This window comes from Corynebacterium lubricantis DSM 45231 (assembly GCF_000379425.1).
In the GTDB taxonomy this organism is placed as follows: Bacteria; Actinomycetota; Actinomycetes; order Mycobacteriales; family Mycobacteriaceae; genus Corynebacterium; species Corynebacterium lubricantis.
Genome location: NZ_KB902182.1, coordinates 73,975 through 97,434, shown reverse-complemented (window position 1 = coordinate 97,434; position 23,460 = coordinate 73,975). Strand labels below are relative to the sequence as shown.

Genomic DNA, 23,460 nt, shown 5'->3' with positions numbered 1-23,460 from the left:
CCACACGGTTATGGTGAGCAAGATTTATGACTGTCTTGATCCGAAGGGACGCGAGGAGGGAATCGCCGCCGCGGTTGAGGCTGCGCGCGCGGGCCGCACCGTAGTCCTTCCTACCGACACCGTTTACGGGATCGGGGCGGATGCCTTTAATAATGATGCCGTAGCCAGCCTTCTTGCTACCAAGCGTCGTGGCCCTGACATGCCGGTGCCCGTGCTGGTCGGCTCCTGGGACACAATTCAAGGCCTCGTCCTTGAATTTACCGATACCGCGAAGACCCTCGTCGAGGCGTTTTGGCCAGGTGGTCTCTCTATCGTGGTCCCCGAAGCCCCATCGCTGCCATGGAACCTGGGGGATACCCGCGGCACCGTGATGCTGCGCATGCCTTTGCAGCCGATTGCGATCCAATTGCTGCGCGAGGTAGGTCCGATGGCTGTCTCGAGTGCCAATATCTCCGGAAAGCAGCCACCGACGAGCGCGGTGGGAGCGAAACAACAATTCGGTTCGGCTGTATCGGTGTATCTCGACGGGGGAGAGGCCTCCATTGGCGAGCCCTCGACGATTGTGGATATCTCGGGTCGTAGCCCCGTGATCTTGCGTGAAGGCGCTATCACCGCCGAGCGCATTGGTGAAGTGTTAGGCCTCGATCCGGAGCAATTGCGGAGGAAATAAGTGACAGGCGCTGGCGTTCCGCTGCGCGAACTTGGAATCATCCTCCTCGTTGCCGCCGCAATAACCTATCTGGCCACAGGAGTTGTCCGTTCCATTTTGGTGCGCAGCGGCCGAGTCGCCGAGATCCGTCAACGTGACGTGCACACCCAACCCACCCCGAGTCTGGGCGGGGTGGCCATGTTCACCGGCTTCCTCGGCGCAGTCTTCCTCGCCGCACAATTGCCCGCGCTGACCAGAGGTTTTGCTCCCATCACGCCGGAAATGACAGCGGTGCTGTGGGGCGCTTTTGCGATCGTCGTCGTCGGCGTGATCGATGACCTCTACGAGCTCGGTGCCTTAACGAAGCTCATCGGGCAGCTCCTCGCTGCGGTGTTGATGAGTGTGTTGGGTTTGTCTGTCACAATGATCTACCTCCCGTTCGGGGATGGGACAACGCTCGTGCTTGACCAGACGCAGGGAGTAATTGCCTCGACGGTATTTACGGTCCTGCTGGTCAATGCGATCAACTTCGTAGACGGCATTGACGGTTTAGCCGCGGGACTGGGCGCCATCGCCGGCGGAGCAATCCTGATCTTCTCGCTCACCGTGCTCCACGATCAAGGTGGCGCCGTGTCGGCGTATCCGCCCGCCATTATCTGTGCCGGGTTAGTGGGCATGTGTATTGGTTTCTTGCCCCACAACTTCGAGCCTTCCCGCATCTTTATGGGCGACTCCGGCTCCATGCTGATCGGTTTACTGCTGGCCGCTGCGAGTATCTCTGCGTCAGGGAAAATCAACATGTCTCTCTACGGCACCGCAGATGTGGTCGCGTTGATGAGTCCTGTGATTGTTGTACTAGCGGCTATTGCGTTGCCGGTCCTCGACCTGGTTATGGCCGTCGTGCGGCGTTTGTCCAAGGGGAAGAGCCCCTTCTCGGCCGACCGGCAGCACATTCATCACCGACTCCTGGCACTCGGACATACCCACCGGCGCACCGTTTTGGTGCTCTATCTGTGGGTATCAGCCGTCGCATTTGGGGCAGTGAGCTTTTCGGTCTTTCCTTCCAGGATTGCCCTTCTTTTGAGCATTGTCTTGCTCGTGTTTGCCGCACTCGCCACCATCGTGCCCGCGGTGCAGGGCAAGATCGGGCGACCCAAGGACCCCGATGATGAACAGACACAACGCCGAAACGGGACGGCAAGCGCCTCGGCGTGAAACCCGACACTGTAAATAGATCGTCGCAAATAGGTCGTGGCAGGCAACCTCGGTAGTATCACCACTGTGACTAGCGCAGCATCAAATCCCGAAGAAACCGATCAAGTATCCACCCAGATCGAGGACGTTGATTTCGACGATCCCAAACGCCCGCTGATTCGTGCAGTGAAGCTCGGTGGAGGCGCACTGATCGTCCTCACCATCGTCTCCTTAATTATTTGGGGAGCGCTCCGGGACCTTCCCGGTATTTGGGGTGTACTGATTGGGGCTGCCATCGGGGGAGGGTTTGTCCTCTTCACAGCGCTGTCAGTGCTGTTGACCGCTAATACCTCGGCGTCAACGACTCTTGCGGTGGTTCTCGGTGGCTGGCTGGTCAAGATTGTGGTCTTGATTCTAATTCTGGCCTGGCTGCGAGGAATGGATTTCTATGACCAGGCTGCACTGGGAGTCACCACAATTGCGGCCCTCGTTGTAGTTTTGGCAACGGAAACGTGGGGTGTAATCACAACCCGCGTCACCTATGTGAGCTAGCTATAAGCCAAGCTATACGCCTTCCGGATGACCTCCGGGGGGCCTTTTTCGTGCGCTATGCACCTGGCATGTTCCCCCAACCGGGGGACGTGTGACAGACCTTACAAGCGTGCGAAAAGTGGGTATACCTGCAATATCCCCCGAAATTGGGGAGAGAACCATGAAAGAAGCCTCAAAATGGAATTCTCAACACCTCGATTTTCACTGTGACTGATAGGCTAGCCTGCGGGTTACTTGAGGTGGATGTATGCCACCGTAAGAACATCCCCTGTCACCGCGGACGCTGATGTGCGACGGAGTCCGCCGCGGGAGCAGACGATTTGAAGACGTCCATCGCACCGCATCGAACACCTATCGGTGCGGCCCGAGAACGGGAGAGAACGCTGAGCGTTACGAATTTGGCCATGCGGGGGGAGTTCCATGCCCCTGAGCTGGACCCAGAATTTTTCCCGGGGCAATACTACGGCCACATCATCGGGGAAGACTTCCTCGGTGGTGCGTTCGCATTGGATCGCATTATGCTTGTCCGCCTCTTTGTGGCGGCCATCCTTGTGATCCTTTTTGTTCTTGCTTTTAGGAATCCAAAGCTGATTCCTAAGGGTTTGCAGAACTTAGGTGAAATCGCAGTTGACTTCGTGAGGGTAAACATTGCCGAGGACATCCTGGGCAAGAAGGACGGAAAGCGGTTCCTTCCGGTTATCGCAACCCTGTTCTTCACCATCCTCTTCATGAACGTCGCCACGATCATTCCAGGTCTCAACATTTCCCCGAACGCGCGTATCGGTATGCCGATCGTGTTCGCCCTTGTTGGTTACATTGCAATGATTTACGCCGGCGCGCAGCGCTACGGCCTTGGCAAGTACATCAAGTCTTCGGTGGTTATTCCGAACCTACCGCCAGTCCTTCACATCCTGGTGGTTCCTATCGAGTTCTTCTCGACATTCATTTTGCGTCCGGTTACCCTGGCTCTTCGTCTTATGGCGAACTTCCTGGCCGGCCACATCATTTTGGTTCTTTTGTACTCGGCTACCAACTTCTTCTTCTGGCAGCTGAATGCATGGACCGGTTTGTCGGCACTGACACTCGTTGCAGCGGTTCTGTTCACCTTCTACGAACTCATTGTCATCTTCTTGCAGGCGTACATCTTCGCCCTGCTGGTTGCTGTCTACATTGAGCTTTCGTTGCACGCAGATTCGCATTAACAATTCGCGTTCGCGCGGCCAATTGAATACCCCATACAACTTCGTCACAACCGCCCGGGACAACAATCCCCCCGGGTATCTAGAAAGGGAACGACTTTCACATGAACGAGATCATCCTGGCACAGGCTGCAGAGTCTTCGATCACCGGCCTTGGCGCAATCGGCTACGGCATCGCTACCATCGGCCCAGGCCTGGGCATCGGCATCCTTGTCGGTAAGACCGTTGAAGGTATGGCACGTCAGCCTGAGATGGCTGGCCAGCTGCGCACCACCATGTTCCTGGGTATCGCCTTCGTTGAGGCACTTGCCCTGATCGGCCTGGTTGCAGGCTTCCTGTTCTAAAAAGAAATCCCCGCAGGACATTAACTTTTTAAGAAACAGGAGCAAGCTATGACGAACGTCATTTATTACCTTGCGGCGGAGGCCGAGACGTTGCCACTCGACGGTGGCAACTCCATCCTTCTGCCGAAGCTGTACGACATCGTCTGGTCTGCCGTCGTCTTCGTCATCATCTTCATTCTCTTCTGGAAGTACGTGCTCCCACGTTTCCAGAAGGTCATGGCGGAGCGTGAAGACCGGATTAAGGGTGGCATTGAGCGTGCTCAAGCTGCTCAGGCTGAGGCTAAAGCTGCCCTGGAAAAGAACAACTCACAGCTCGCCGAGGCTCGTGCCGAGGCTGCAGAGATCCGCGAAGCCGCTCGTGAAAAGGGCAAGCAGATCCAGGCTGAGATGCGCGCAGAAGGCGAAGCTGAACAGCGCCGCATCATCGACGCCGGTGAGAAGCAGCTTGCTGCGTCCCGTGATCAGGTTGTCGCAGAACTGCGTAACGAGATCGGTCAGAACTCCATCAACCTTGCAGAGCAGCTGCTGGGCTCCGAGCTTTCGGACTCCACTCGTCGCTCCGGCACGATTGATAGCTTCCTGTCCGAGCTCGACAACGTTTCACAGGCACGGAAGTAGGCAAGATGCGAGCAGCGAGTCGCGAAGCACTAGCACAGGTCGCAGACCTTATCGACGAGAAGATCCGTACTTCGGATAACGTCGTGGCGTATGCAGCACAGACCGGCACAGAAATTTTCGACACCGTCGATGCACTCGACGCGGACCGCTCTTTGCGTGTTGCCGTTGCCGAGTCCTCTTGGGAGTCTGCACAGCGTGTGGGCATTATGACTCAGGTATTCGGCGGAAAGGTTGCAGACAGCACCCTTGAGGTACTGCGAGCAGCCGCCGAACGCGCATGGTCCACTCCACGTGAAATGCGTACTGGACTGGTCCTGCTTGGTCGTCGTGCCCTATTGCGTGGCGCCGAATCCGAGGGCCAGCTCGGCCAGGTGGAAGAAGAACTCTTCCAGCTGTCCCGTCTGCTGGACCGCGAAGGCAAGCTATCGCAGCTGCTGTCCGATCGAACCGCAACCGCAGAGCGTAAGCGCGGGCTTCTTGCCAGCGTGCTCTACGGCAAGGTAACGAAATATACCGAAGCACTGGCTCTGCAGGTCATTGGCCGACCAGAGCACAACCCAGTTGACGACGTGAAGGCACTAGCAGTCGAGGCAGCAGCCTTGACTGGTCGCACTGCCGCTCATGTTGTGTCGGCTGAGGCGCTTAACGAAGGGCAGCGGTCGGCGTTAGCCGAGAAGCTGGAACGAATTTACGGTCAAGAGATGTCCGTTCACTCTGAGGTAGACCCCAGCCTCCTCGGTGGAATGGTTATCCGCGTAGGTGACGAGGTCATCGACGGCTCAACGCGTAGCAAGATCACGCGTTACCGCACGAACCTAGCCGCCACCTCCTATTAAAGACTGAAGTACATAAGAACATATGCTGGAACAATCTACCGAGAGCAGGAAGAACATGGCGGAGCTGACGATCTCCTCCGATGAGATCCGTAGCGCGATAGCGAACTACACCTCGAGCTACTCCGCGGAGGCCTCCCGTGAGGAGGTCGGCGTGGTAATTTCGGCAGCAGACGGTATTGCCCAGGTTTCCGGGCTACCTGGCTGCATGGCGAATGAGCTGCTTGAGTTCCCGAACGGCGTCATCGGCGTGGCACAGAACCTCGAGACCGACTCCATCGGTGTCGTTATTCTGGGTCAATTCGAGACCCTTTCCGAGGGCGATGAGGTTAAGCGGACCGGAGAAGTTTTGTCCGTACCGGTCGGGGATAATTTCCTCGGTCGCGTAATCAACCCACTGGGTCAGCCAATTGACGGCTTGGGCCCAATCGAATCTACCGAAGAGCGTGCACTTGAGCTGCAGGCTGCAGGCGTTCTTGACCGCCAGCCGGTCGAAGAGCCAATGCAGACCGGCATCAAGGCGATTGACGCGATGACCCCAATCGGCCGTGGCCAGCGTCAGCTGATCATTGGTGACCGTAAGACGGGTAAGACCGCAATCGGCATTGACACCATCTTGAACCAGAAGGCTTTCTGGGAGACCGGTGATCCAACCAAGCAGGTGCGATGCATCTACGTGGCAATCGGCCAAAAGGGCTCCACCATTGCTGGTGTGCGCAAGACCCTCGAGGACAACGGCGCACTGGAGTACACCACCATCGTGGCTGCTCCTGCATCCGACTCCGCGGGCTTCAAGTGGCTGGCACCATTCTCCGGTGCAGCGCTCGGTCAGCACTGGATGTACCAGGGCAAGCACGTCCTGGTCATCTACGATGATCTGACCAAGCAGGCTGAGGCCTACCGTGCGATTTCCCTGCTGCTGCGTCGCCCACCGGGCCGCGAAGCTTATCCAGGTGACGTCTTCTACTTGCACTCTCGCCTCCTTGAGCGTGCAGCTAAGCTTAACGACGAGCTCGGCGCTGGTTCTCTGACCGCTCTGCCTGTCATTGAGACCAAGGCAAACGACGTCGGCGCCTTCATTCCTACCAACGTGATTTCGATTACCGATGGTCAGGTCTTCCTGCAGTCCGATCTCTTCAACCAGGGTCAGCGCCCAGCTGTTGACGTGGGCATCTCCGTGTCCCGCGTTGGTGGTGCAGCTCAGACCAAGGGTATGAAGAAGGTTGCTGGTAACCTGCGTCTGGACCTCGCGGCATACCGCGACCTGCAGGCGTTCGCTACCTTCGCTTCCGATCTCGATGCCGCATCCAAGGCTCAGCTTGAGCGCGGTCAGCGCCTGACCGAGCTGCTGAAGCAGCCAGAGTCCTCGCCACAGGCAGTGGAGTTCCAAATCATCTCCATCTTCCTGGCTAACGAGGGTGGCTTCGACAACGTTCCCGTCGAAGACGTTCTCCGTTATGAGCGTGACTTCCAGGAAGGTCTGCGTTCTACCAGGCCTGAGGTCTACGACCAGATCGCTGGCGGCGCTGCACTCTCCGACGAGTCCAAGACCGCAGTCCTGGACTACAACGAGACCTTCGCTAAGGACTTCCAGACCTCGACTGGCGAGCGCGTCGTTCGCGAGCCAGAGCCAGAAGCACTTAACGCTGATGAGATTCAGAAGAACCAGCTCTCCGTCCAGCGCAAGTCGGTAAACAAGTAATTATTATTTGCTCACCGTCTACGAATAGGAAGGGAGGAGAGTAAACCATGGCAACACTTCGCGAATTACGTGACCGTATCCGGTCCGTCAACTCAACGAAGAAGATTACAAAGGCCCAGGAGCTGATCGCGACCTCGCGCATCACCAAGGCCCAGCAGCGCGTTTCGGCGGCACTGCCGTACGCAAACGAGCTGCAAGCCGTCATGGAGCGCATTGCTGCTGCTAGCTCCCTGGACCACCCCATGCTCCGCGAGCGTGAGGATGGAAAGGTCGCTGCGGTTCTCGTCGTGACCTCTGACCGCGGCATGGCCGGCGGTTACAACCACAACGTGCTCAAGAAGGCTGGCGAGCTCGAGAAGCTTCTCGAGAACAGCGGCTATGAGGTTGTGCGGTACATCACCGGTGGCAAGGGTGTGGGACACTACCAGTTCCGCAGCCAGGACATCGCAGGTGCTTGGACCGATTGGTCCCAGGATCCAACATGGGAGGGCACGCACGATGTGCGCCGTCACATGATCGACGGATTCCTTGCTAGCTCCAATGGTGAAGCCAAGTGGCGTGATGGCCTTTCGGGTGAAGAAGGCGTTCCAGTACGTGGTTTCGACCAGGTGCACGTCGTCTACACCAAGTTCATTTCGATGTTGAGCCAGGAGCCAGTTGTGCAGCAGTTGCTGCCAATTGAACCTGTGATTGAATCTATCGAATTGGAACAGGAATCGTTGCAGGAAATCTCTGGCGACGTGCACCCAGAAATGGATTTCGAGCCTGACTCCGAGACTTTGTTGTCAAATCTTTTGCCAACGTATGTCTCTCGTTCGCTCTACTCCATTTTCCTGGAAGCATCCGCAAGTGAGTCTGCATCTCGACGCACAGCCATGAAGGCGGCAACGGATAACGCTAACGAGCTGGTCAAGGGCCTGTCTCGTGAAGCTAACCAGGCCCGCCAGGCACAAATCACCCAGGAAATCACCGAGATTATCGGCGGCGCAGGCGCGTTGTCCGACGATGGAGAAAGTGACTAAAAAATGACAACCTCTCTCGCAGAGCAGAGCAACGAGCAGGCGGGTTCCACCGCCGGCCGCGTTGTTCGCGTGATCGGCGCGGTCGTCGACGTGGAGTTCCCACGCGACGAGATGCCTGATCTTTACAACGCGCTGCAGGTCGAGATTACTCTCGAGGCAGTCGCAAAGACCGTTACGCTCGAAGTCGCCCAGTTCCTGGGTGACAACCTCGTGCGTACTATCGCAATGGGCCCAACCGACGGCATGGTCCGTGGCGTGCAGGTCATCGACACCGGCAAGCCAATTTCGGTTCCAGTCGGCGACCAGGTCAAGGGCCACGTGTTCAACGCGCTCGGCGACTGCCTGGACGACCCGTCCGTTGGTGTCGATGGCGAGCGCTGGGGCATCCACCGCGAGCCTCCAGCCTTCAAGGACCTCGAGGGTAAGACCGAGATCCTTGAGACCGGCATTAAGGTCATCGACCTTCTGACCCCTTACGTTAAGGGCGGAAAGATTGGCCTCTTCGGCGGTGCTGGTGTGGGCAAGACGGTTCTCATCCAGGAGATGATTACCCGTATTGCACGCGAGTTCTCCGGTACCTCCGTTTTCGCCGGCGTCGGCGAGCGTACCCGTGAGGGCACCGACCTCTTCCTCGAAATGGAAGAGATGGGCGTTCTCCCAGATACCGCGCTTGTCTTCGGCCAGATGGATGAGCCACCTGGGGTCCGTATGCGCGTGGCTCTGTCCGGCCTGACCATGGCGGAGTACTTCCGCGATGTCCAGGACCAGGACGTGCTGTTGTTCATTGACAACATCTTCCGCTTCACCCAGGCTGGTTCCGAGGTTTCCACCCTTCTCGGCCGTATGCCTTCCGCTGTGGGTTACCAGCCAACCCTGGCTGACGAGATGGGTGTGCTCCAGGAGCGCATTACCTCGACCCGTGGCCGTTCGATCACGTCCCTGCAGGCCGTTTACGTTCCTGCGGATGACTACACCGACCCGGCTCCAGCGACCACCTTCGCCCACTTGGATGCAACCACCGAGCTTGACCGTGGTATTGCTTCCAAGGGTATTTACCCTGCAGTGAACCCACTGACCTCTACCTCTCGTATCCTCGAGCCAGGTATCGTCGGCGAGCGTCACTACGCGGTTGCTCAGCGTGTGATCAACATTCTGCAGAAGAACAAGGAACTGCAGGACATCATCGCGATTCTGGGTATGGACGAGCTCGGTGAAGAAGACAAGCTCGTTGTTATGCGTGCTCGTAAGCTCGAGCGTTTCCTGGGCCAGAACTTCTTCGTTGCGCAGAAGTTCACCGGCCTGCCAGGCTCCTACGTGCCACTGGAAGAGACGATCGATGCTTTCGACCGTATCTGCAACGGCGAGTTCGATCACTACCCAGAGCAGGCCTTCAACGGCCTCGGTGGTCTGGACGATGTCGAGAAGGCATACCAGAAGCTCAACGAGAAGAAGTAGGAGAGCACCATGGCTGACATCACCGTCCAATTGGTTTCTGTGGATCGCATGCTCTGGTCTGGTCAGGCCAGCATCGTTACCGCACAGACCACTGAGGGTGAGATCGGCGTGCTGCCTGGTCACGAGCCTCTCTTGGGCCAACTCGCCGAGAACGGCGTCGTGACCATCACTCCTGTGGATGGCGACAAGATTGTTGCCGCTGTCCAGGGTGGCTTCCTCTCCGTGACAGCTGACAAGGTGACGGTTTTGGCGGACTTCGCGATCTTCGCTAACGAAGTTGACGTAGCCGCTTCAGAGTCCGAGCTTTCCAGCGAGGACGATCTGACTAAGTCGCGTGCTGAGGCAGCTCTTGCCGCCGTGCGACGGAACCAGAACTAAATAGGGCAGTAAGCCTTCTTCCTTCTCGGGAATTGTAAAAAGTCCGGCGTTTTCGTTCACATCACTGTGATCGAGAACGCCGGTCTTTTTATTCGCTATTTACCACTTGATTTGCCGGTCGTTGTAAAATTGAGACAATTGCTTTTTCTTTTGCTCCCTTGCTTGGCTCATCAACCAGAAGGCGGATAGGTTTTCGAAGTTGCCAGGACTAGTATTGGGGCAGGCATTTGAGAGAATCGTGGGGAGTTTCCATGGAGTTATTAGGCTGGGTGTTTATTGCACTCGCAGTCATCTGCATGGCGTTGGGTGCCCTGCGCTTCTTCGCTCTTCGCTCGCGCGGATCAACGGTGTTGCTGCGGGTGCTTCCCGCCAGCGGTAACCATGGATGGCGCCACGGAAAAATCCAATACAGCGGAGACACCCTCAGCTATTACAAGCTGCGCTCACTTATTCCTCGGGCGGATATAATCCTGGACCGCACCTATCTCAGCGTCGAAGGCCATCGCGAGCTGGGTACCTCCGAGCGCGAGTTTATGCCCACGGCAGTGCGAATCCTGACCGTGAAGTCTGATTCGGCTACCTACGAGATCGCGGCCACCCGCCACATCATCATGGCGCTCATTTCGTGGATTGAATCTGCGCCGGATCCTCGCCAAGAAAAGACGGATTACAAGTCGTTGACCCAGCGGATTGGGCGTCAGCGCGAGCAAGGCTAATCTAGTAGGCATGCGTCTTGTCATTGCTCGTTGCTCTGTTGACTATGTAGGCCGCCTCGACGCCCATCTTCCGATGGCGGACAGGCTGATCATGGTAAAAGCTGACGGTTCCGTTTCCGTCCATGCTGATGATCGCGCCTACAAGCCCCTAAATTGGATGACACCTCCGTGTTCGCTGGTCGAGGAATCCATTGTGGATATCGACGGCGATGACACAGGCGAGCTCCTCTGGGTTGTAGAAAACCCGAAGGGCGAACAGCTCCGCATCACTATCGAGCAGCTTCACGACGAAAAATCTTTCCACCTGGGGGAAGACCCGGGTCTGGTGAAAGACGGCGTCGAAAGCCACCTCCAGGAGCTCTTAGCGGAGCACATTACAACCTTGGGAGAAGATTATTCTCTCGTGCGCCGCGAATACCCAACTCCGATCGGTCCGGTGGATCTCCTCGCTAAAACACCCGATGGCGTCTCCGTCGCCGTCGAGGTCAAGCGTCGCGGAGGAATTGACGGCGTCGAACAGCTGACGCGCTATCTTGAACTGCTCAACCGCGATGAATTGCTCAAGCCAGTCGTGGGGGTGTTTGCTGCGCAAGAGATTAAGCCACAAGCGCGAACCTTGGCCGAAGACCGTGGTATTCGTTGTGTTGTGCTGGACTACGACGAGTTGCGTGGCATTGAATCGAACGAGCTTAGGTTGTTCTAGATGCCAAGGCGGAATCGACGCTCGCAGGCAGGCAACTCCGGACGGGGCAGGCGCGCAAGCCCGCCACCTCCCCGGGAGTTACCCCGCGATGGTGCGACATATCTGGGCACCCAGGAAGTAGAAGGACCCGAGTGGACCCATGGGGAGATCTACCTCATGCGCCACATGGGGTCGCCGCGGGCGACGAAGTTCTACGTCTGTCCGGGGTGCAATCAGAACATACCACCGGGAGTCGCCCACATCGTCGCGTGGCCGCGCGACACGGGCGGACGTGGCGATGACCGCAGACATTGGCACCGGCACTGCTGGGATCGTCGATAAGCAAATCTAGTTAGACTAGAGGGCATGATTGTTGCTTTCTCAGTTGCACCGACTGTAACCAGCAACCCTTCCGCCGAAATGGCGGACGCGGTTGCGCGTGCAGTGGCGGTGGTTAATGAATCGGGTTTACCCCACGAGACAAACGCGATGTTTACCCTCGTGGAAGGTCAGTGGGACGAGGTCATGGACGTGATTAAGCGAGCCACCGAGGCGGTGACGTCGGTGTCCCCGCGGGTCTCCCTTGTGATCAAGGCGGATATTCGCGAAGGCTACACCGACCAGCTGCATCAGAAGATGGATTCGCTCAATAAAGCCTTAGACGCAAACTCGAACGAGGAGAACTAAATGACAAACCCTTATTCCGCCGGTGCCGTAGACCTCGGCCGCTTGCAAGCACAGACTGAGGCTCGCGAGAAGATGAATAGCTCGCAGGTCGAGGCTTTCTTTACCGTAACCGAGGAGAACCTCGAATCCCAGGTGCTGCAGCGCTCCACGCAGATCCCCGTGATTGTCCAGGTCGGATCCGCGCGTTCGGAGGACTCCGAAAGCCTCAAGGCGACCTTTCAGCAATTAGCTAAGAACAACAACAATGCGTTCGTCGTCGGCTACGTCGATGCTGATTCCACCCCGCAGATCGCTCAGGCCCTCGGCGTGCGCGGCATCCCTACCGTCTTGGCTATCGCCGCGGGTCGTCCTGTGACGTCTTTCGAAGGTGGTCAGCCGGCCGACGCGCTGACTCAGTGGGTGAACACTTTCGTGCAGCAGGTTGGGTCCCAGCTGGAGGGCTTGCCACAGCAGGGGGAGCCAGCCGAGGCAGAGGATCCGCGCCTCGATGCCGCGACGGCCGCGCTCAACGTCGGAGATTTCGACGCGGCAACAAAGCTTTACGACGAGATCCTCGCCGAGGATCCGGGCAACGCGGAGATTAAGCAGGCGAAGGCAACCGTTGCCGTGATTAAGCGGCTCGATCCGCAAAACCGCGAGACTGACGCGATTGAGGAAGCGGCCGCGCATCCCGACGACGTGGAGAAGCAACTTGATGCCGCGGACGCCGAGATTGTCGCGGGAGCCCCGGAAAAAGCATTCGACCGCCTGCTCACAATCATGGAGCAGACGGCCGGTGCTGACAAGGAAACCGCGAAGCAGCGCCTGCTGGAGCTGTTTAATCTCTTCGACGCTGCGGATCCCCGCGTGGCGCAAGCCAGGACGCGCCTGGCTAGCAGCCTGTTCTAGCTTTCAGCGCGGACACTAGCCGCGGTGAATGTAGTACTGCACACTCGCCGCAGGGACGGTCAATTCGACTGATTGGTCGTGGCCATCCCAGCTAGTTGGCTCGGTGTACACGGTGGTCTCCAGCGGAGTGCCCGAGCCTTCGTAGATCGCCGCATCGGTGTTAATGAGCAGCTCCCACGCACCGCGGCGAGGCAGGCCAAGACGGTAGTTCGTCGGCGTGCTACCCGAGAGGTTCACGACCACAAGGATCGGGGTGTTGTCGGTGCCCCAACGAACATAGGACAACATGTTGTTGGCCGAGTCATCGCCCTTGATCCACTGGAAGCCCATCGGAGTGTTGTCCTGCGAGTACAGGGCAGGCTGGGACTTGTATACCGCGTTGAGGTCGCGCACCGCGCGCTGAATACCGAGGTGGAATTCAGAACCCCAGCCTTCCAGGTCCGACCAACCGGTGGAATGAGCCTCATCCCACTCCGAGGTCTGACCGAACTCCTGGCCCATGAACATCAGCTGCTTGCCGGGGTGCGAGAACATGTAGCCGTAAAGTGTGCGCAGACCAGCGGCCTTGTTCCAATCGTCGCCAGGCATGCGACCCCACAGCGAACCCTTGCCGTGGACAACCTCGTCGTGGCTAAACGGCAGGACATACTTCTCAGAAAACGCGTACACCATGGAGAAGGTGATCTCGTTGTGGTGGTAGGAGCGGTGTACTGGATCCAGCTTGAAGTACTCCAAGGTGTCATTCATCCAGCCCATGTTCCACTTCAAGGAGAAGCCCAGACCATTGTCCTCGGTGTTGGCAGTCACGCCAGGCCATGCGGTTGACTCTTCGGCGATGGTGAGGACTCCCGGGTGCTCACGGTGCACCGTTGCGTTCATCTCCTGGAGGAACTGCACCGCGTCGAGGTTTTCGCGGCCACCGAATTGGTTCGGCAACCACTCACCGGATTCGCGGGAGTAATCCAGGTAGAGCATGGAGGCCACAGCATCGACGCGCAGGCCGTCGACGTGGAACTCCTCGAGCCAGTAGAGCGCATTGGCCACGAGGAAGTTGCGCACCTCGTTGCGGCCGAAGTTGAAGACGTAGGTGCCCCATTCCTTCTGCTCGCCACGGCGCCAGTCCGGGTGCTCATAGAGCGCAGTGCCGTCGAAGCGGGCAAGTGCCCAATCGTCCTTCGGGAAGTGAGCTGGAACCCAGTCGACGATGACGCCAATGCCTGACTGGTGCAGGCGATCAATCAGCAGACGCAGTTCGTCGGCGGAACCCCACCGTGCAGTAGGAGCGTAGTAGCCGGAGACCTGGTAACCCCAGGAACCTCCGAAGGGGTGCTCAGCCACAGGGAGGAACTCAACGTGCGTAAAGCCCTGCTCGGAGACGTACTCGACCAACTTGTCGGCCAGTTCACGGTAACCATCGCCCAAGCGCCAGGAGCCAAGGTGCACCTCGTAGACGCTCATTGGGCTGTTGACCTGGTCGATCTCAGGGCGAGCCTTCATCCACTCTGAATCTTCCCACTCGTAGGTGCCGGTATCGACAACCTTGGAGACGGTCTCAGGTGGCGCCAGGGTGCCCTTGGCCATCGGGTCGGCCTTGTCGCGGCGGTGGCCTTCAGCGGTCTGGATAGCGAACTTGTAGGTGGTACCAGCCCCGACATTCGGAATGAAGATTTCCCAAATGCCCGTCGAGCCAAGGACGCGCATTTGGTACTGGTTGGGATTCCACGCACAGAAATCACCGACAACCGAAACACCCCTAGCGCTTGGAGCCCACACTGCAAACGAGGTACCAGTGACGGTGCCCATCGCGGTTTCATACGTGTGAATGTTCGCGCCGAGGGCCTCCCACAGACGCTCGTGGCGACCTTCTGCGATCAGGTGCAAGTCGAAGGAAGAAAGCGTTGGCAAGAAGTGGTACGCATCTGCGACAATCTGTGGTTCCGCGTTGGGGTAGAACACGCGGAAGCGGTAATCCGGCGTGAGCTCGTCGTCTAGCCCAATGACCCAAATATCGTCTCCGGTGTCCAGCATCTCGCGGGAATCACCGTGAATGATCAATTCAACGCGTTCTGCACCCAACATGCGCGTACGGATGACGGAACCGCGAGACGTGGAGTGCCAACCATAGAAATCATGGGGAGCGTGGTGACTGCACTCGAGAAGGCGTGCGCGATCGCCGGACGGGATAAGCAGCACAGGGTCGATGCTGTTTTGGCCTTCAGTCATGATGTTCCTTTAATAATCTTGAGTGGTGTATCGGGACGGTAAAAACGGTTGTTTAACGGTGTTACTAATGACGGTACCGCAGCCGGGCCACCTCCCGGGCAGATACGCGTCGAAGTGATTCATGGGTAACTGAGTGGCTGGTGGTTACGGCCGGTAGTCGTGTTCGCCAATTTGGCGCCACGCCATCTGCTCACGCTTTTCAGGGGCAACGTCGGGCAAAACGAAGATGTGCGCCACATTGTTCAACGGTTCCAAGCGCACAAAGTTATGCTCGCCCCAAATGTAGTTCGCACCGCTGACCAGATCGTCGACGCGGAAGCTATCGCCCTGGCTCAGTCCCAGTTCGGCCAAGTTCAGATGCACTGTTCCTTCCTGGGCGCCGAAAGAATCCAGGTTAACTACGACGAGCACACAATTGCCGGTCAGCGAGTCCACCTTGGAGTAGGCGAGCAGGTTGTCGTTGTCGACCTCGTGGAACCGCAAGTTACGCAGCTGCTGCAGTGCGGGCTGGTCCCGGCGGATCTGGTTCAAGGTGGTGATGTAGGGCTCCAACGATTCACGACGAGCCAATGCCCCGGCGAAGTCGCGTGGACGCAATTGGTATTTCTCGGAATCGAGGTATTCCTCGCTGCCTTCCTTGACCGCCTCGTGCTCGTAGAGCTCGTAGCCGGAGTAGACACCCCACAGCGGGCTCATGGTTGCCGCGAGCGTCGCGCGGATAGCAAACATGGCACGGCCACCGTACTGCAGAGATTCGTGCAGGATATCCGGGGTGTTCACGAAGAGGTTCGGGCGGGAGACATCGGCGCGTTCGATGATCAGGTCGGCGAATTCCGTCAGCTCAGCCTTCGAGGTCTTCCAGGTGAAATAGGTATACGACTGGCTAAAGCCAATCTTGGACAGGCCGAACATGCGCGCGGGGCGGGTAAACGCCTCAGCCAAGAAGATGACTTCGGGATGAGTCTCTCGGACGCGAGTAATCAGCCACTCCCAGAAGTTCACTGGCTTGGTGTGGGGGTTGTCCACGCGGAAGGTCTTAATGCCCAAGTCCACCCAGTGCATGACCACCCGGTAGACCTCTTCGTAAATGCCCTTCGGATCATTGTCGAAGTTGATCGGGTAGATGTCCTGGTATTTCTTCGGTGGATTTTCCGCGTACGCGATCGTGCCATCCGAGAGCTCGGTGAAGAATTCGCGGTGGTTTTGCGCCCACGGGTGATCGGGCGCGGCCTGCAACGCAAAGTCCAGTGCAATCTCGAGACCGAGTTCTTCGGCGCGGGCAACAAGAGCGGAAAAATCTTCCTCGGTGCCCAAATCAGGGTGAAGCGCATCGTGTCCACCAGCTGAGGAACCAATCGCCCACGGGGAGCCCACGTCGCCTTCCACAGTGGTCAGCGTGTTGTTCTTGCCCTTGCGGTTGATCTCGCCAATCGGGTGAATGGGAGGGAAGTAGACGGTGTCGAAGCCCATCTTCGCCACGCGCTCGAGCGCGTCAGCGGTTGTCTTAAACGTACCGTGCACAGGGTTGCCTGCATCGTCCCATCCGCCGGTGGAGCGTGGGAAGAGTTCGTACCAGGAATTGACTAAGGCGCCGCGGCGCTCGACGAGGATTTCGCAGACCGGGCCTCGAGTGACTAGTTCACGCAGCGGGTAGTCTGCCAGGATGTCCAAGACCTCTTCGGTCAGGCCTGGCTCGATGCGCTCAGGCAGCGAGAGGTATTCGTCCTCCAGAGAGTGGGCGACATCCTTGAGCACCTGGTCATCCGGCTTCGGCGCCACCTTGGCCGCCTCGAGGAATAGGTCCGCGCCGTGGTGGAGGTCGTTGGCCATTTCTTGTTCATTCTGGCCGGCTGCAAGCTTCTTGGTCACGGCATTGCGCCATGTTGCCAAGGGGTCCGACCAAGCGTCGATGCGGAAGCGCCACGTGCCCTCGGTATCGGGCACGAAAACTGCATGCACATTGTCCGGGCGGAACTCTTCCTGCTGCATGTGAATGGAGAATGGTTCACCACCCGCTGGTGGGACAATTTCGACGGTGGCGGCTATCGCATCGTGTCCTTCTCGCCAGACCAGCGCGGAGATCGGAACAACCTCTCCGACCGCTGCCTTGGCAGGAAGGGTGCGCCCAGAAATTTGGGGCCTAACATCATCGATTCCGAGTCGTCCAGTCATAATTCCTCGCTCGCAGTCACGGTGTCGCCCGAGAGTTCCATCGCAGATCAAGCCCTCCGCGATATCGCTCAAGGTGTTGTAAACGGTTATGTCTAACACGGTCGATCTTAGTCAAAACGTGTCACTTTCACCGTGGAGCGAGAAAATAAGCCACAATAGGGCTGTGAACGATCCTGCATCTAATCCAACGCACGCAATTGAACCCACCGATCCCGACCTGATGATCGATTTCCGTGGCGTCGAAGTCCGGCGCGGTGGAAAGACTCTTATCGGTCCCGTCGATTGGCAGGTTGAACTTGACGAGAGATGGGTCATCATCGGCCCCAATGGCGCCGGCAAGACCACCCTTATTAAAATCGCGGGCGCCCAAGAGTTTCCTTCCGCGGGTACTGCATTCGTGCTCGGGGAGCAGCTCGGCAAGGTGGATTTGCGCGACCTTCGGGCATCCATCGGTATGACCTCGGCGGCCTTCGCGCACCGCATCCCCGACGAGGAGAAGGTCGGCGACTTAGTCATCTCGGCGGGCTATTCCATTTTGGGTCGCTGGCGCGAGGACTACGACGAGATGGATTACGAACAGGCCTCGGAGAAGCTCGAGCAGCTCGGCGCGATGCACCTCATCGACCACACCTGGGGCACCCTGTCCGAGGGAGAGCGCAAGCGCGTCCTGATTGCCCGCGCCATCATGACGGATCCGGAGCTGTTGATTCTCGACGAACCGGGTGCCGGCATGGACCTAGGCGGGCGCGAGGACCTCGTGACGTACCTCGGTGATCTGGCTTTAGATCCTGATTCCCCAGCGATCATCATGATCACGCACCACGTGGAGGAGATTCCCTATGGGTTTACTCATGCCATGCTTCTCGACGAGGGTAATGTGGTTGCCCAAGGACTGATCGACGATGTGATGACCAGTGCAAACTTGACCACCGCCTACCACCAACCAATTGAGTTGAATAAGGTAGATGGCAGGTACTTTGCGCGCCGGTCGCGCCGTGGGGGCTCCCACCGCGCATAGAAGGGCACTCGTTGCGCCGAACAAGGGTGCGCCGAAAAACATGCTGAGGAGGTGGGGAGATGCATCGATCTAAAGGCGCAGTGTCCGCCGACGAAGCCGATCGGATCGACCCCACCGAAACCACGGGATTCAATGGTGGCCGTCTGGCCGCGACCGTGTTGCTCATCCGTGACGGCGAGGATGGCCTCGAAGTCTGGGCACAAGAACGCGTCCGCACGATGCGTAACTTCCCCGGCATGACAGTCTTTCCCGGCGGTGGCGTCGACAGCAGGGATTTCCCTCCGCGCTCCTGGGATTCCGGCGAATTGTGGACGGGTCGTTCCGTGATCTCCTTCGCCCGCCGGCTGGGTCTGACCAAATACAAGGCCCATGCTCTCGTCTTCGCTGCCGTGCGCGAGGTGTTCGAAGAAACCGGTATTTTGCTGGTTAATGATGCGTCCGGCGAAATCTTGCCAGATGCTCGCCCCTATGCGGACGCGCGAACCAAATTGGAATCGCATCAGCTCGCCTTGACCGATGTGTTGCAGGACAACCACCTCAAGGTCAACGCCGATCTGTTGGAGCCGTGGGGGAGGTTTGCGGGAACCTCCGAATCAGGCAATCGCTTCGACACGTTTAGCTTCGTGGCCGCCGTTCCCAAGGGCCAAGCACCTGACGGCAACACCGGTGAGGCACACGACGCGAACTGGTTTTCCCCTTCCTTGCTCATGGAAGGCTGGCGCGTTGGGTTAGTGCGATTCGCGGTGGCCACGTGGGCGCAGATGCTCGATCTGTCGAAGTTCCACACGGTCGAAGAGGTAATGGCCGCGGCCAAAGAGCAAGACATGGCGCCGATCGTGGGCGACCCCACGCATATCCCGCGCTACCAGGACTTTTTCACACACATACCTACCGACAGGATTGGAAAACTGGGTGGCCTTCACTGACAGCGAGATCAGTTATTTAAGCGAGCATCGAGCGCTTATCGACGACACCACTGCCACACTTGCCCTCACGAAGAAATCTGCGCTGGCCGATCAGAAAGTCCTGCGCGATAAGTTTGGAGAGTATTCCCGCGCAGTGACCGAATTGGTCGTGGCCTCGCGGGCTGCGGGCGAGAAATTCCCGGCAACCTGGGTGACAGATTCCGATGCGGCGCAGCAGGCGACGCCGCGCATCGTCAGCGAGCTGCGCGCCCGCCGCCTCAGCGACAGTGGAGCGCGCCTGGTCCACGACGTGACCTGTTCGATCGGGACCGAGGCACCGGCAGTCTATGAACGCGGAATGCAGTGGCTCGGCAGCGACCTTGACCAGTCCAGGCTGCGGATGGCCAGACACAACCTAGGAGAGGAAGCTTGGCTGCTCCGCGCCGATGCCACCGTACCGGTGTCCACGGCAGATGTGATTGTGGCCGACCCGGCACGCCGCGCGGGCGGACGCCGGATCACCGACCCAGCCAAACTCATGCCGCCACTGCCGGATCTCGTGGATGCCTACAGTGGCCGCGAGCTGGCGGTGAAGTGTGCCCCGGGGATCGATTATTCCGAGTGGGAGGGCCTGGTCAGCATTTCCAGTGTCAGTGGCGCAGTCAAAGAGGCCTGCCTATATACGCCCGGGCTGGGGGCAGGGCTTCGTCGTGAAGCGATTGTCTGCGACACCGACGGTGTCGTCGAACAGGTCACCGACCTTGAGCCCGACGACGTCGATGCGCGCGAGCCTGGCCGCTACATCATCGAGCCGGACGGAGCGGTGATCCGTGCGGGGCTTGTGCGCGGCTGGGCGGCGCGCCACGGGTTGTGGATGCTCGATCCGCACATCGCATTCCTTTCCGGCGAGGTGATTCCGTCAGGCTCCAGCGGATTTCCATTCATTGAAACTGTGCCCCTGAAAAAGCTCAAGCAAGCCCTTGCCGCGCACGACACGGGAGCCATTGAGATCCTCGTGCGCGGGGTGGACGTTGACCCCGATCAGCTGCGGAAAAAGATGAAACTTAAAGGGAAACGGTCGATGGGAGTGATCATCGCGCGCATCGGATCCACGGCAACGGCGTTCTTGTGTGGGGCCCGCGAGCACGCAGGGGAGCGTTATAGCCAACTTTCGGATTAGGGTAACCTGAGTCCCAGAATTCTACGACAAAATCTGCCGAGAAAATTGCCAATTGGAAGGTGAGTGCTTTTATGGCCACCATCGTGGTGCTTGTGAAGAATGTGCCGGATACCTGGTCCACCAAGGTCCTGGAATCAGACAACACTCTTGACCGGACCAACGTCGATTCCATCATCGACGAGATTAACGAATACGCCGTCGAGACCGCGCTACAAATCAAGGAAGCCGACCCCGAGCGCTTCCAAGTTGTCGCGCTGTCCATGGGCCCGAGCGGTGCGGACGAGGCGCTGCGCAAGGCGCTCGCGATGGGCGCGGATGACGCCGTATTGCTTAGCGACGATGCCCTGGCCGGTTCCGACACCGTGGCCACCGCATGGGCTCTGACCAATGCGTTGAACACGATCGATGACGTTGCCCTCGTGGTCACCGGCAACCAGTCCTCCGATGGTTCCACCGGCGCACTCGCTGGTCTGCTTTCCGAGTACCGCCAGGTGCCGGCGCTCACGCAGGTCGGTGCTGTATCCGTTGCCGGTGACAAAGTCACCGCTACCCGCGAGGATGAGCGTGGCACCTGGGAGCTCGAAGCTTCCCTGCCCGCGATTGTCTCGGTCACGGAGAAGGCCGCTAAGCCGCGTTTCCCTAATTTTAAGGGACTGCAGGCGGCGAAGAAGCACGAGATCAAGCAGCTCGACATTGCCTCCATTGGCGTGGACGCCGGCCAGGTTGGCCTGAGCCACTCCGCCACCGTGGTCCAGGGCGCTACCGAGGTCCCCGCGCGTAGTGCCGGAGAGATCATCGATTCTGGCTCCGCTGAAGAGATTGCTGCCCAGGTTGCCGACAAGCTCGCTGCGAAGTCTCTGATTTAAAGATTTAGGAAGGGCAAAAGGAAAACTCAGAATTATGTCTCACGTATATGTTCTCGTCGAACACTCCGCAGGCCAGCTCAACCCAGTGACCTCCGAACTCATTACCGCTGCGCGTCCACTCGGTGTGGTCTCCGCTGTGGTCGTTGGCGCGCCGGGTCAGGCAGAAGCACTGGCGCCTGAGCTCGCCCAGGCTGGTGCTGCACAAATCATTGATGCGCACGCGAGCGATTATGACTCTCGCCTGGTGCTGCCAGAAGTAGACGCTTTGCATGCTCTCGGCGCAGCCAATCCAGCGCCGATCGTCATTGCCGCGACCGCAACCGGTAACGAGATTGCAGGTCGTTTGGCAGCTCGCCTCGCCTCTGGCGTTCTGCTCAACGTTGTTGGAATCGAAGCGGGCGGCACGGCCCGCCACGAAATCTTCGGCGGCTCGGTAGTCACCACCACCGCTGCTGGCGGAGCCTGCCCGATCTATACCGTGCGCCCGGGTTCCGTCAAGGCTGCGCCAGAGGCCGGCGCAGGACAGGTTGCGCCGATGCCAGTTGCTGCTGCGACGGCCAAGGACGTGACCGTCACCTCCTTTACCCCTGCAGTCCAGGGCGATCGCCCTGACCTAAACCAGGCCACCGTTGTGGTCGCCGGCGGTCGCGGTGTGGGCGAGGACGGCTTCTCCGAGTTTGTCGAACCTTTGGCCGACACCTTGGGCGGGGCAGTCGGTGCAACACGTGATGCTGTCGACGAGGGCTGGGCTCCTGGTTCCGCTCAGATCGGACAGACGGGTGCGACTGTCTCGCCTGATCTGTACTTCGCCTTGGGAATCTCCGGTGCGATCCAGCACCTATCCGGTATGCAGACTGCTGGCACCATCGTCGCGGTGAACCAAGACCAAGATGAACCGATCTTCCAGATCGCCGATATCGGCATCGTGGGCGACGTAGAAGAAATCGTGCCGGCCTTGATCGCGGAGCTGGGTAAGCGAAAGTGACACACTACTTCGATCACGCGGCGACAACTCCCATGCGCCAGTCGGCGATCGAAGCATGGGTGAAACACGCAGGTGCCTTAAACCCCGGAGGCCAATATGCCTCCGGGCGGCAGGCCAATTCTGTTTTGGCCGAATCCCGCGAGAAAATCGCCGAGCTCTTAGGCGCCGATCCCGTCGAAGTAATCTTTACGGGATCTGGCACAGAAGCCAATAACATCGCCGTGCGCGGCCTTTATCAAGCCTCTGAACTTGATCGAATAGTATCTACGCCGATCGAACACGCGGCAGTGCTAGAGACCGTGAAGTCGCTCGCAGCCGCAGGCGCCGACGTCGAACTGCTGCATGTCGAGGCAAGTGGGCACATTCGTGACCTCTCCGCGCTGGATTTACCGGCAGCGGTAGCGGCGTGCATGTGGGCGAATAATGAAACCGGCGCGATTCAACCGGTCGAAGAAGTTATTACCCGGGCATCGGCGCAGGGCACGCCAGTCCATATTGACGCAGTGCAAGTTGCCGGGCATCTCCCGATTAATTTTTCGTCGCTCGGAGCCACCACGATGGCCATGAGTGCGCACAAGTTCGGCGGGCCACGCGGGGCAGGAATCTTACTGGCCAAGCGTTCACCGGCACCGCAGCCCTTGACTCTCGGCGGGGGCCAGGAACGAGGCATTCGATCCGGCACGGTCGACGTTGCTACGGCTGCGGCTACGGCGGCTGCGCTCGAGGAGTCGATTCGTGAGATGGGCACGGAAAATGCGCGGATATCCGGGCTGCGCGACCGCCTCGTCGAGGGGTTCAAGGTCCAGGTTCCTGAATTGACTGTGACCACGACTGAGCCTGCCTTGCCGGGCCATGCCCACTTCATTTTCGCAGGTGCGCACGGTGATTCTCTGATTATGTTGCTCGATTCTCTTGGTGTAGAGGCGGCGACGGGGTCGGCGTGTAATTCCGGTGTGACGCGCATGAGCCATGTCCTCGAGGCGATGGGTGTTGACGAAAAGACAGGGATTGGGGCTTTACGCTTTACCTTGGGGCGAACGACCACCGAAGAGGACGTGGATTACGTCATTGAGAATATTTCAGAAGTAGTGCAAAGGGCGCGCCTAGCAGGAAACTTTTAATTTGTTTCCAATGTGACTAATGTGAATATTGAGGTTATTGTGGCGTATGCGTTTAATGTGATGTAGCCTTT

General features: G+C 58.6%; 24 protein-coding genes. 22 read left to right on the top strand and 2 right to left on the bottom strand.

Translation table 11 applies throughout. From position 1 onward, the window contains the following. Positions 1–10 precede the first annotated feature (10 nt). The 16 genes from A37O_RS0101840 to A37O_RS0101770 all read left to right on the top strand — a co-directional run bounded on the left by A37O_RS0101840 (position 11) and on the right by A37O_RS0101770 (position 12,919). A complete protein-coding gene (locus A37O_RS0101840) occupies positions 11–670 on the top strand; it encodes an L-threonylcarbamoyladenylate synthase (RefSeq protein WP_018295786.1) in 660 nt (219 codons plus the stop codon). Then, on the top strand, positions 671–1,864 hold the full coding sequence (locus A37O_RS0101835; protein ID WP_018295785.1) for a glycosyltransferase family 4 protein: 1,194 nt from the start codon (positions 671–673) through the stop codon (positions 1,862–1,864). Positions 1,865–1,981: 117 nt separating this feature from the next. Next, positions 1,982–2,395: a Cg1360 family ATP-synthase-associated protein gene (locus A37O_RS0101830; protein ID WP_026196041.1), complete on the top strand. Its 414-nt coding sequence runs from the start codon at positions 1,982–1,984 to the stop codon at positions 2,393–2,395. Positions 2,396–2,799: 404 nt separating this feature from the next. Continuing rightward, positions 2,800–3,597, top strand: a complete 798-nt coding sequence (gene atpB / locus A37O_RS0101825; protein WP_018295783.1) for a F0F1 ATP synthase subunit A — start codon at positions 2,800–2,802, stop codon at positions 3,595–3,597. A gap of 101 nt (positions 3,598–3,698) precedes the next feature. Next, positions 3,699–3,938: an ATP synthase F0 subunit C gene (locus A37O_RS0101820; protein ID WP_018295782.1), complete on the top strand. Its 240-nt coding sequence runs from the start codon at positions 3,699–3,701 to the stop codon at positions 3,936–3,938. A gap of 48 nt (positions 3,939–3,986) precedes the next feature. After that, complete coding sequence (locus A37O_RS0101815) at positions 3,987–4,556, top strand: F0F1 ATP synthase subunit B (protein WP_018295781.1); 570 nt, start codon at positions 3,987–3,989, stop codon at positions 4,554–4,556. A gap of 5 nt (positions 4,557–4,561) precedes the next feature. Continuing rightward, entirely contained in the window at positions 4,562–5,392 is an 831-nt protein-coding gene (locus A37O_RS0101810; RefSeq protein ID WP_018295780.1) for a F0F1 ATP synthase subunit delta, read from the top strand. Positions 5,393–5,414: 22 nt separating this feature from the next. Then, positions 5,415–7,091 (top strand): F0F1 ATP synthase subunit alpha, encoded by a 1,677-nt coding sequence (gene atpA, locus A37O_RS0101805; RefSeq protein WP_033377649.1) that lies wholly within the window; start codon positions 5,415–5,417, stop codon positions 7,089–7,091. A gap of 47 nt (positions 7,092–7,138) precedes the next feature. Then, a complete protein-coding gene (locus A37O_RS0101800; protein WP_018295778.1) occupies positions 7,139–8,113 on the top strand; it encodes a F0F1 ATP synthase subunit gamma in 975 nt (324 codons plus the stop codon). Positions 8,114–8,116: 3 nt separating this feature from the next. Continuing rightward, positions 8,117–9,568, top strand: coding sequence for a F0F1 ATP synthase subunit beta (gene atpD / locus A37O_RS0101795; RefSeq protein ID WP_018295777.1), 1,452 nt, complete (start codon positions 8,117–8,119; stop codon positions 9,566–9,568). Positions 9,569–9,577: 9 nt separating this feature from the next. After that, entirely contained in the window at positions 9,578–9,946 is a 369-nt protein-coding gene (locus tag A37O_RS0101790; RefSeq protein ID WP_018295776.1) for a F0F1 ATP synthase subunit epsilon, read from the top strand. A gap of 251 nt (positions 9,947–10,197) precedes the next feature. Then, positions 10,198–10,662: a DUF2550 domain-containing protein gene (locus tag A37O_RS0101785; RefSeq protein WP_026196040.1), complete on the top strand. Its 465-nt coding sequence runs from the start codon at positions 10,198–10,200 to the stop codon at positions 10,660–10,662. Positions 10,663–10,672: 10 nt separating this feature from the next. Beyond that, positions 10,673–11,365 (top strand): endonuclease NucS, encoded by a 693-nt coding sequence (nucS, locus tag A37O_RS0101780; protein ID WP_018295774.1) that lies wholly within the window; start codon positions 10,673–10,675, stop codon positions 11,363–11,365. After that, the gene (locus A37O_RS15985) at positions 11,366–11,686 is read left to right on the top strand and encodes a hypothetical protein (protein ID WP_083912561.1); all 321 of its coding nucleotides are present in this window, start codon (positions 11,366–11,368) and stop codon (positions 11,684–11,686) included. A gap of 24 nt (positions 11,687–11,710) precedes the next feature. Further along, positions 11,711–12,031: a thiamine-binding protein gene (locus A37O_RS0101775; RefSeq protein WP_018295773.1), complete on the top strand. Its 321-nt coding sequence runs from the start codon at positions 11,711–11,713 to the stop codon at positions 12,029–12,031. Continuing rightward, positions 12,032–12,919 (top strand): tetratricopeptide repeat protein, encoded by an 888-nt coding sequence (locus A37O_RS0101770; protein WP_018295772.1) that lies wholly within the window; start codon positions 12,032–12,034, stop codon positions 12,917–12,919. 15 nt (positions 12,920–12,934) lie between these two features. Here the strand turns inward: A37O_RS0101770 and glgB are convergent, their stop codons facing one another. Then, positions 12,935–15,142 carry a 1,4-alpha-glucan branching protein GlgB gene (glgB, locus tag A37O_RS0101765; RefSeq protein ID WP_018295771.1) on the bottom strand — a complete coding sequence of 736 codons (2,208 nt, stop codon included), beginning with the start codon at positions 15,140–15,142 and terminating at the stop codon, positions 12,935–12,937. Between the two features lie 144 nt (positions 15,143–15,286). Then, positions 15,287–17,314, bottom strand: a complete 2,028-nt coding sequence (locus tag A37O_RS0101760) for a maltotransferase domain-containing protein (protein WP_018295770.1) — start codon at positions 17,312–17,314, stop codon at positions 15,287–15,289. Between the two features lie 220 nt (positions 17,315–17,534). Here A37O_RS0101760 and A37O_RS0101755 point away from each other — a divergent pair, with 220 nt between their 5' ends. From A37O_RS0101755 to A37O_RS0101730, 6 genes are all read left to right on the top strand, one after another. Continuing rightward, a complete protein-coding gene (locus tag A37O_RS0101755; RefSeq protein ID WP_051077936.1) occupies positions 17,535–18,332 on the top strand; it encodes an ABC transporter ATP-binding protein in 798 nt (265 codons plus the stop codon). Between the two features lie 59 nt (positions 18,333–18,391). Then, the gene (locus tag A37O_RS0101750) at positions 18,392–19,258 is read left to right on the top strand and encodes an NUDIX hydrolase (RefSeq protein ID WP_018295768.1); all 867 of its coding nucleotides are present in this window, start codon (positions 18,392–18,394) and stop codon (positions 19,256–19,258) included. Beyond that, on the top strand, positions 19,245–20,417 hold the full coding sequence (locus A37O_RS0101745; protein ID WP_018295767.1) for a THUMP-like domain-containing protein: 1,173 nt from the start codon (positions 19,245–19,247) through the stop codon (positions 20,415–20,417). Before A37O_RS0101750 ends, A37O_RS0101745 begins: the two co-directional genes overlap by 14 nt. Before the next feature lie 71 nt (positions 20,418–20,488). Next, on the top strand, positions 20,489–21,283 hold the full coding sequence (locus A37O_RS0101740) for an electron transfer flavoprotein subunit beta/FixA family protein (RefSeq protein WP_018295766.1): 795 nt from the start codon (positions 20,489–20,491) through the stop codon (positions 21,281–21,283). Between the two features lie 34 nt (positions 21,284–21,317). After that, the gene (locus tag A37O_RS0101735) at positions 21,318–22,268 is read left to right on the top strand and encodes an electron transfer flavoprotein subunit alpha/FixB family protein (protein WP_018295765.1); all 951 of its coding nucleotides are present in this window, start codon (positions 21,318–21,320) and stop codon (positions 22,266–22,268) included. Next, positions 22,265–23,389 carry a cysteine desulfurase family protein gene (locus A37O_RS0101730; RefSeq protein ID WP_018295764.1) on the top strand — a complete coding sequence of 375 codons (1,125 nt, stop codon included), beginning with the start codon at positions 22,265–22,267 and terminating at the stop codon, positions 23,387–23,389. The genes A37O_RS0101735 and A37O_RS0101730 overlap by 4 nt, the downstream gene beginning before the upstream one ends. Positions 23,390–23,460: the final 71 nt, after the last annotated feature.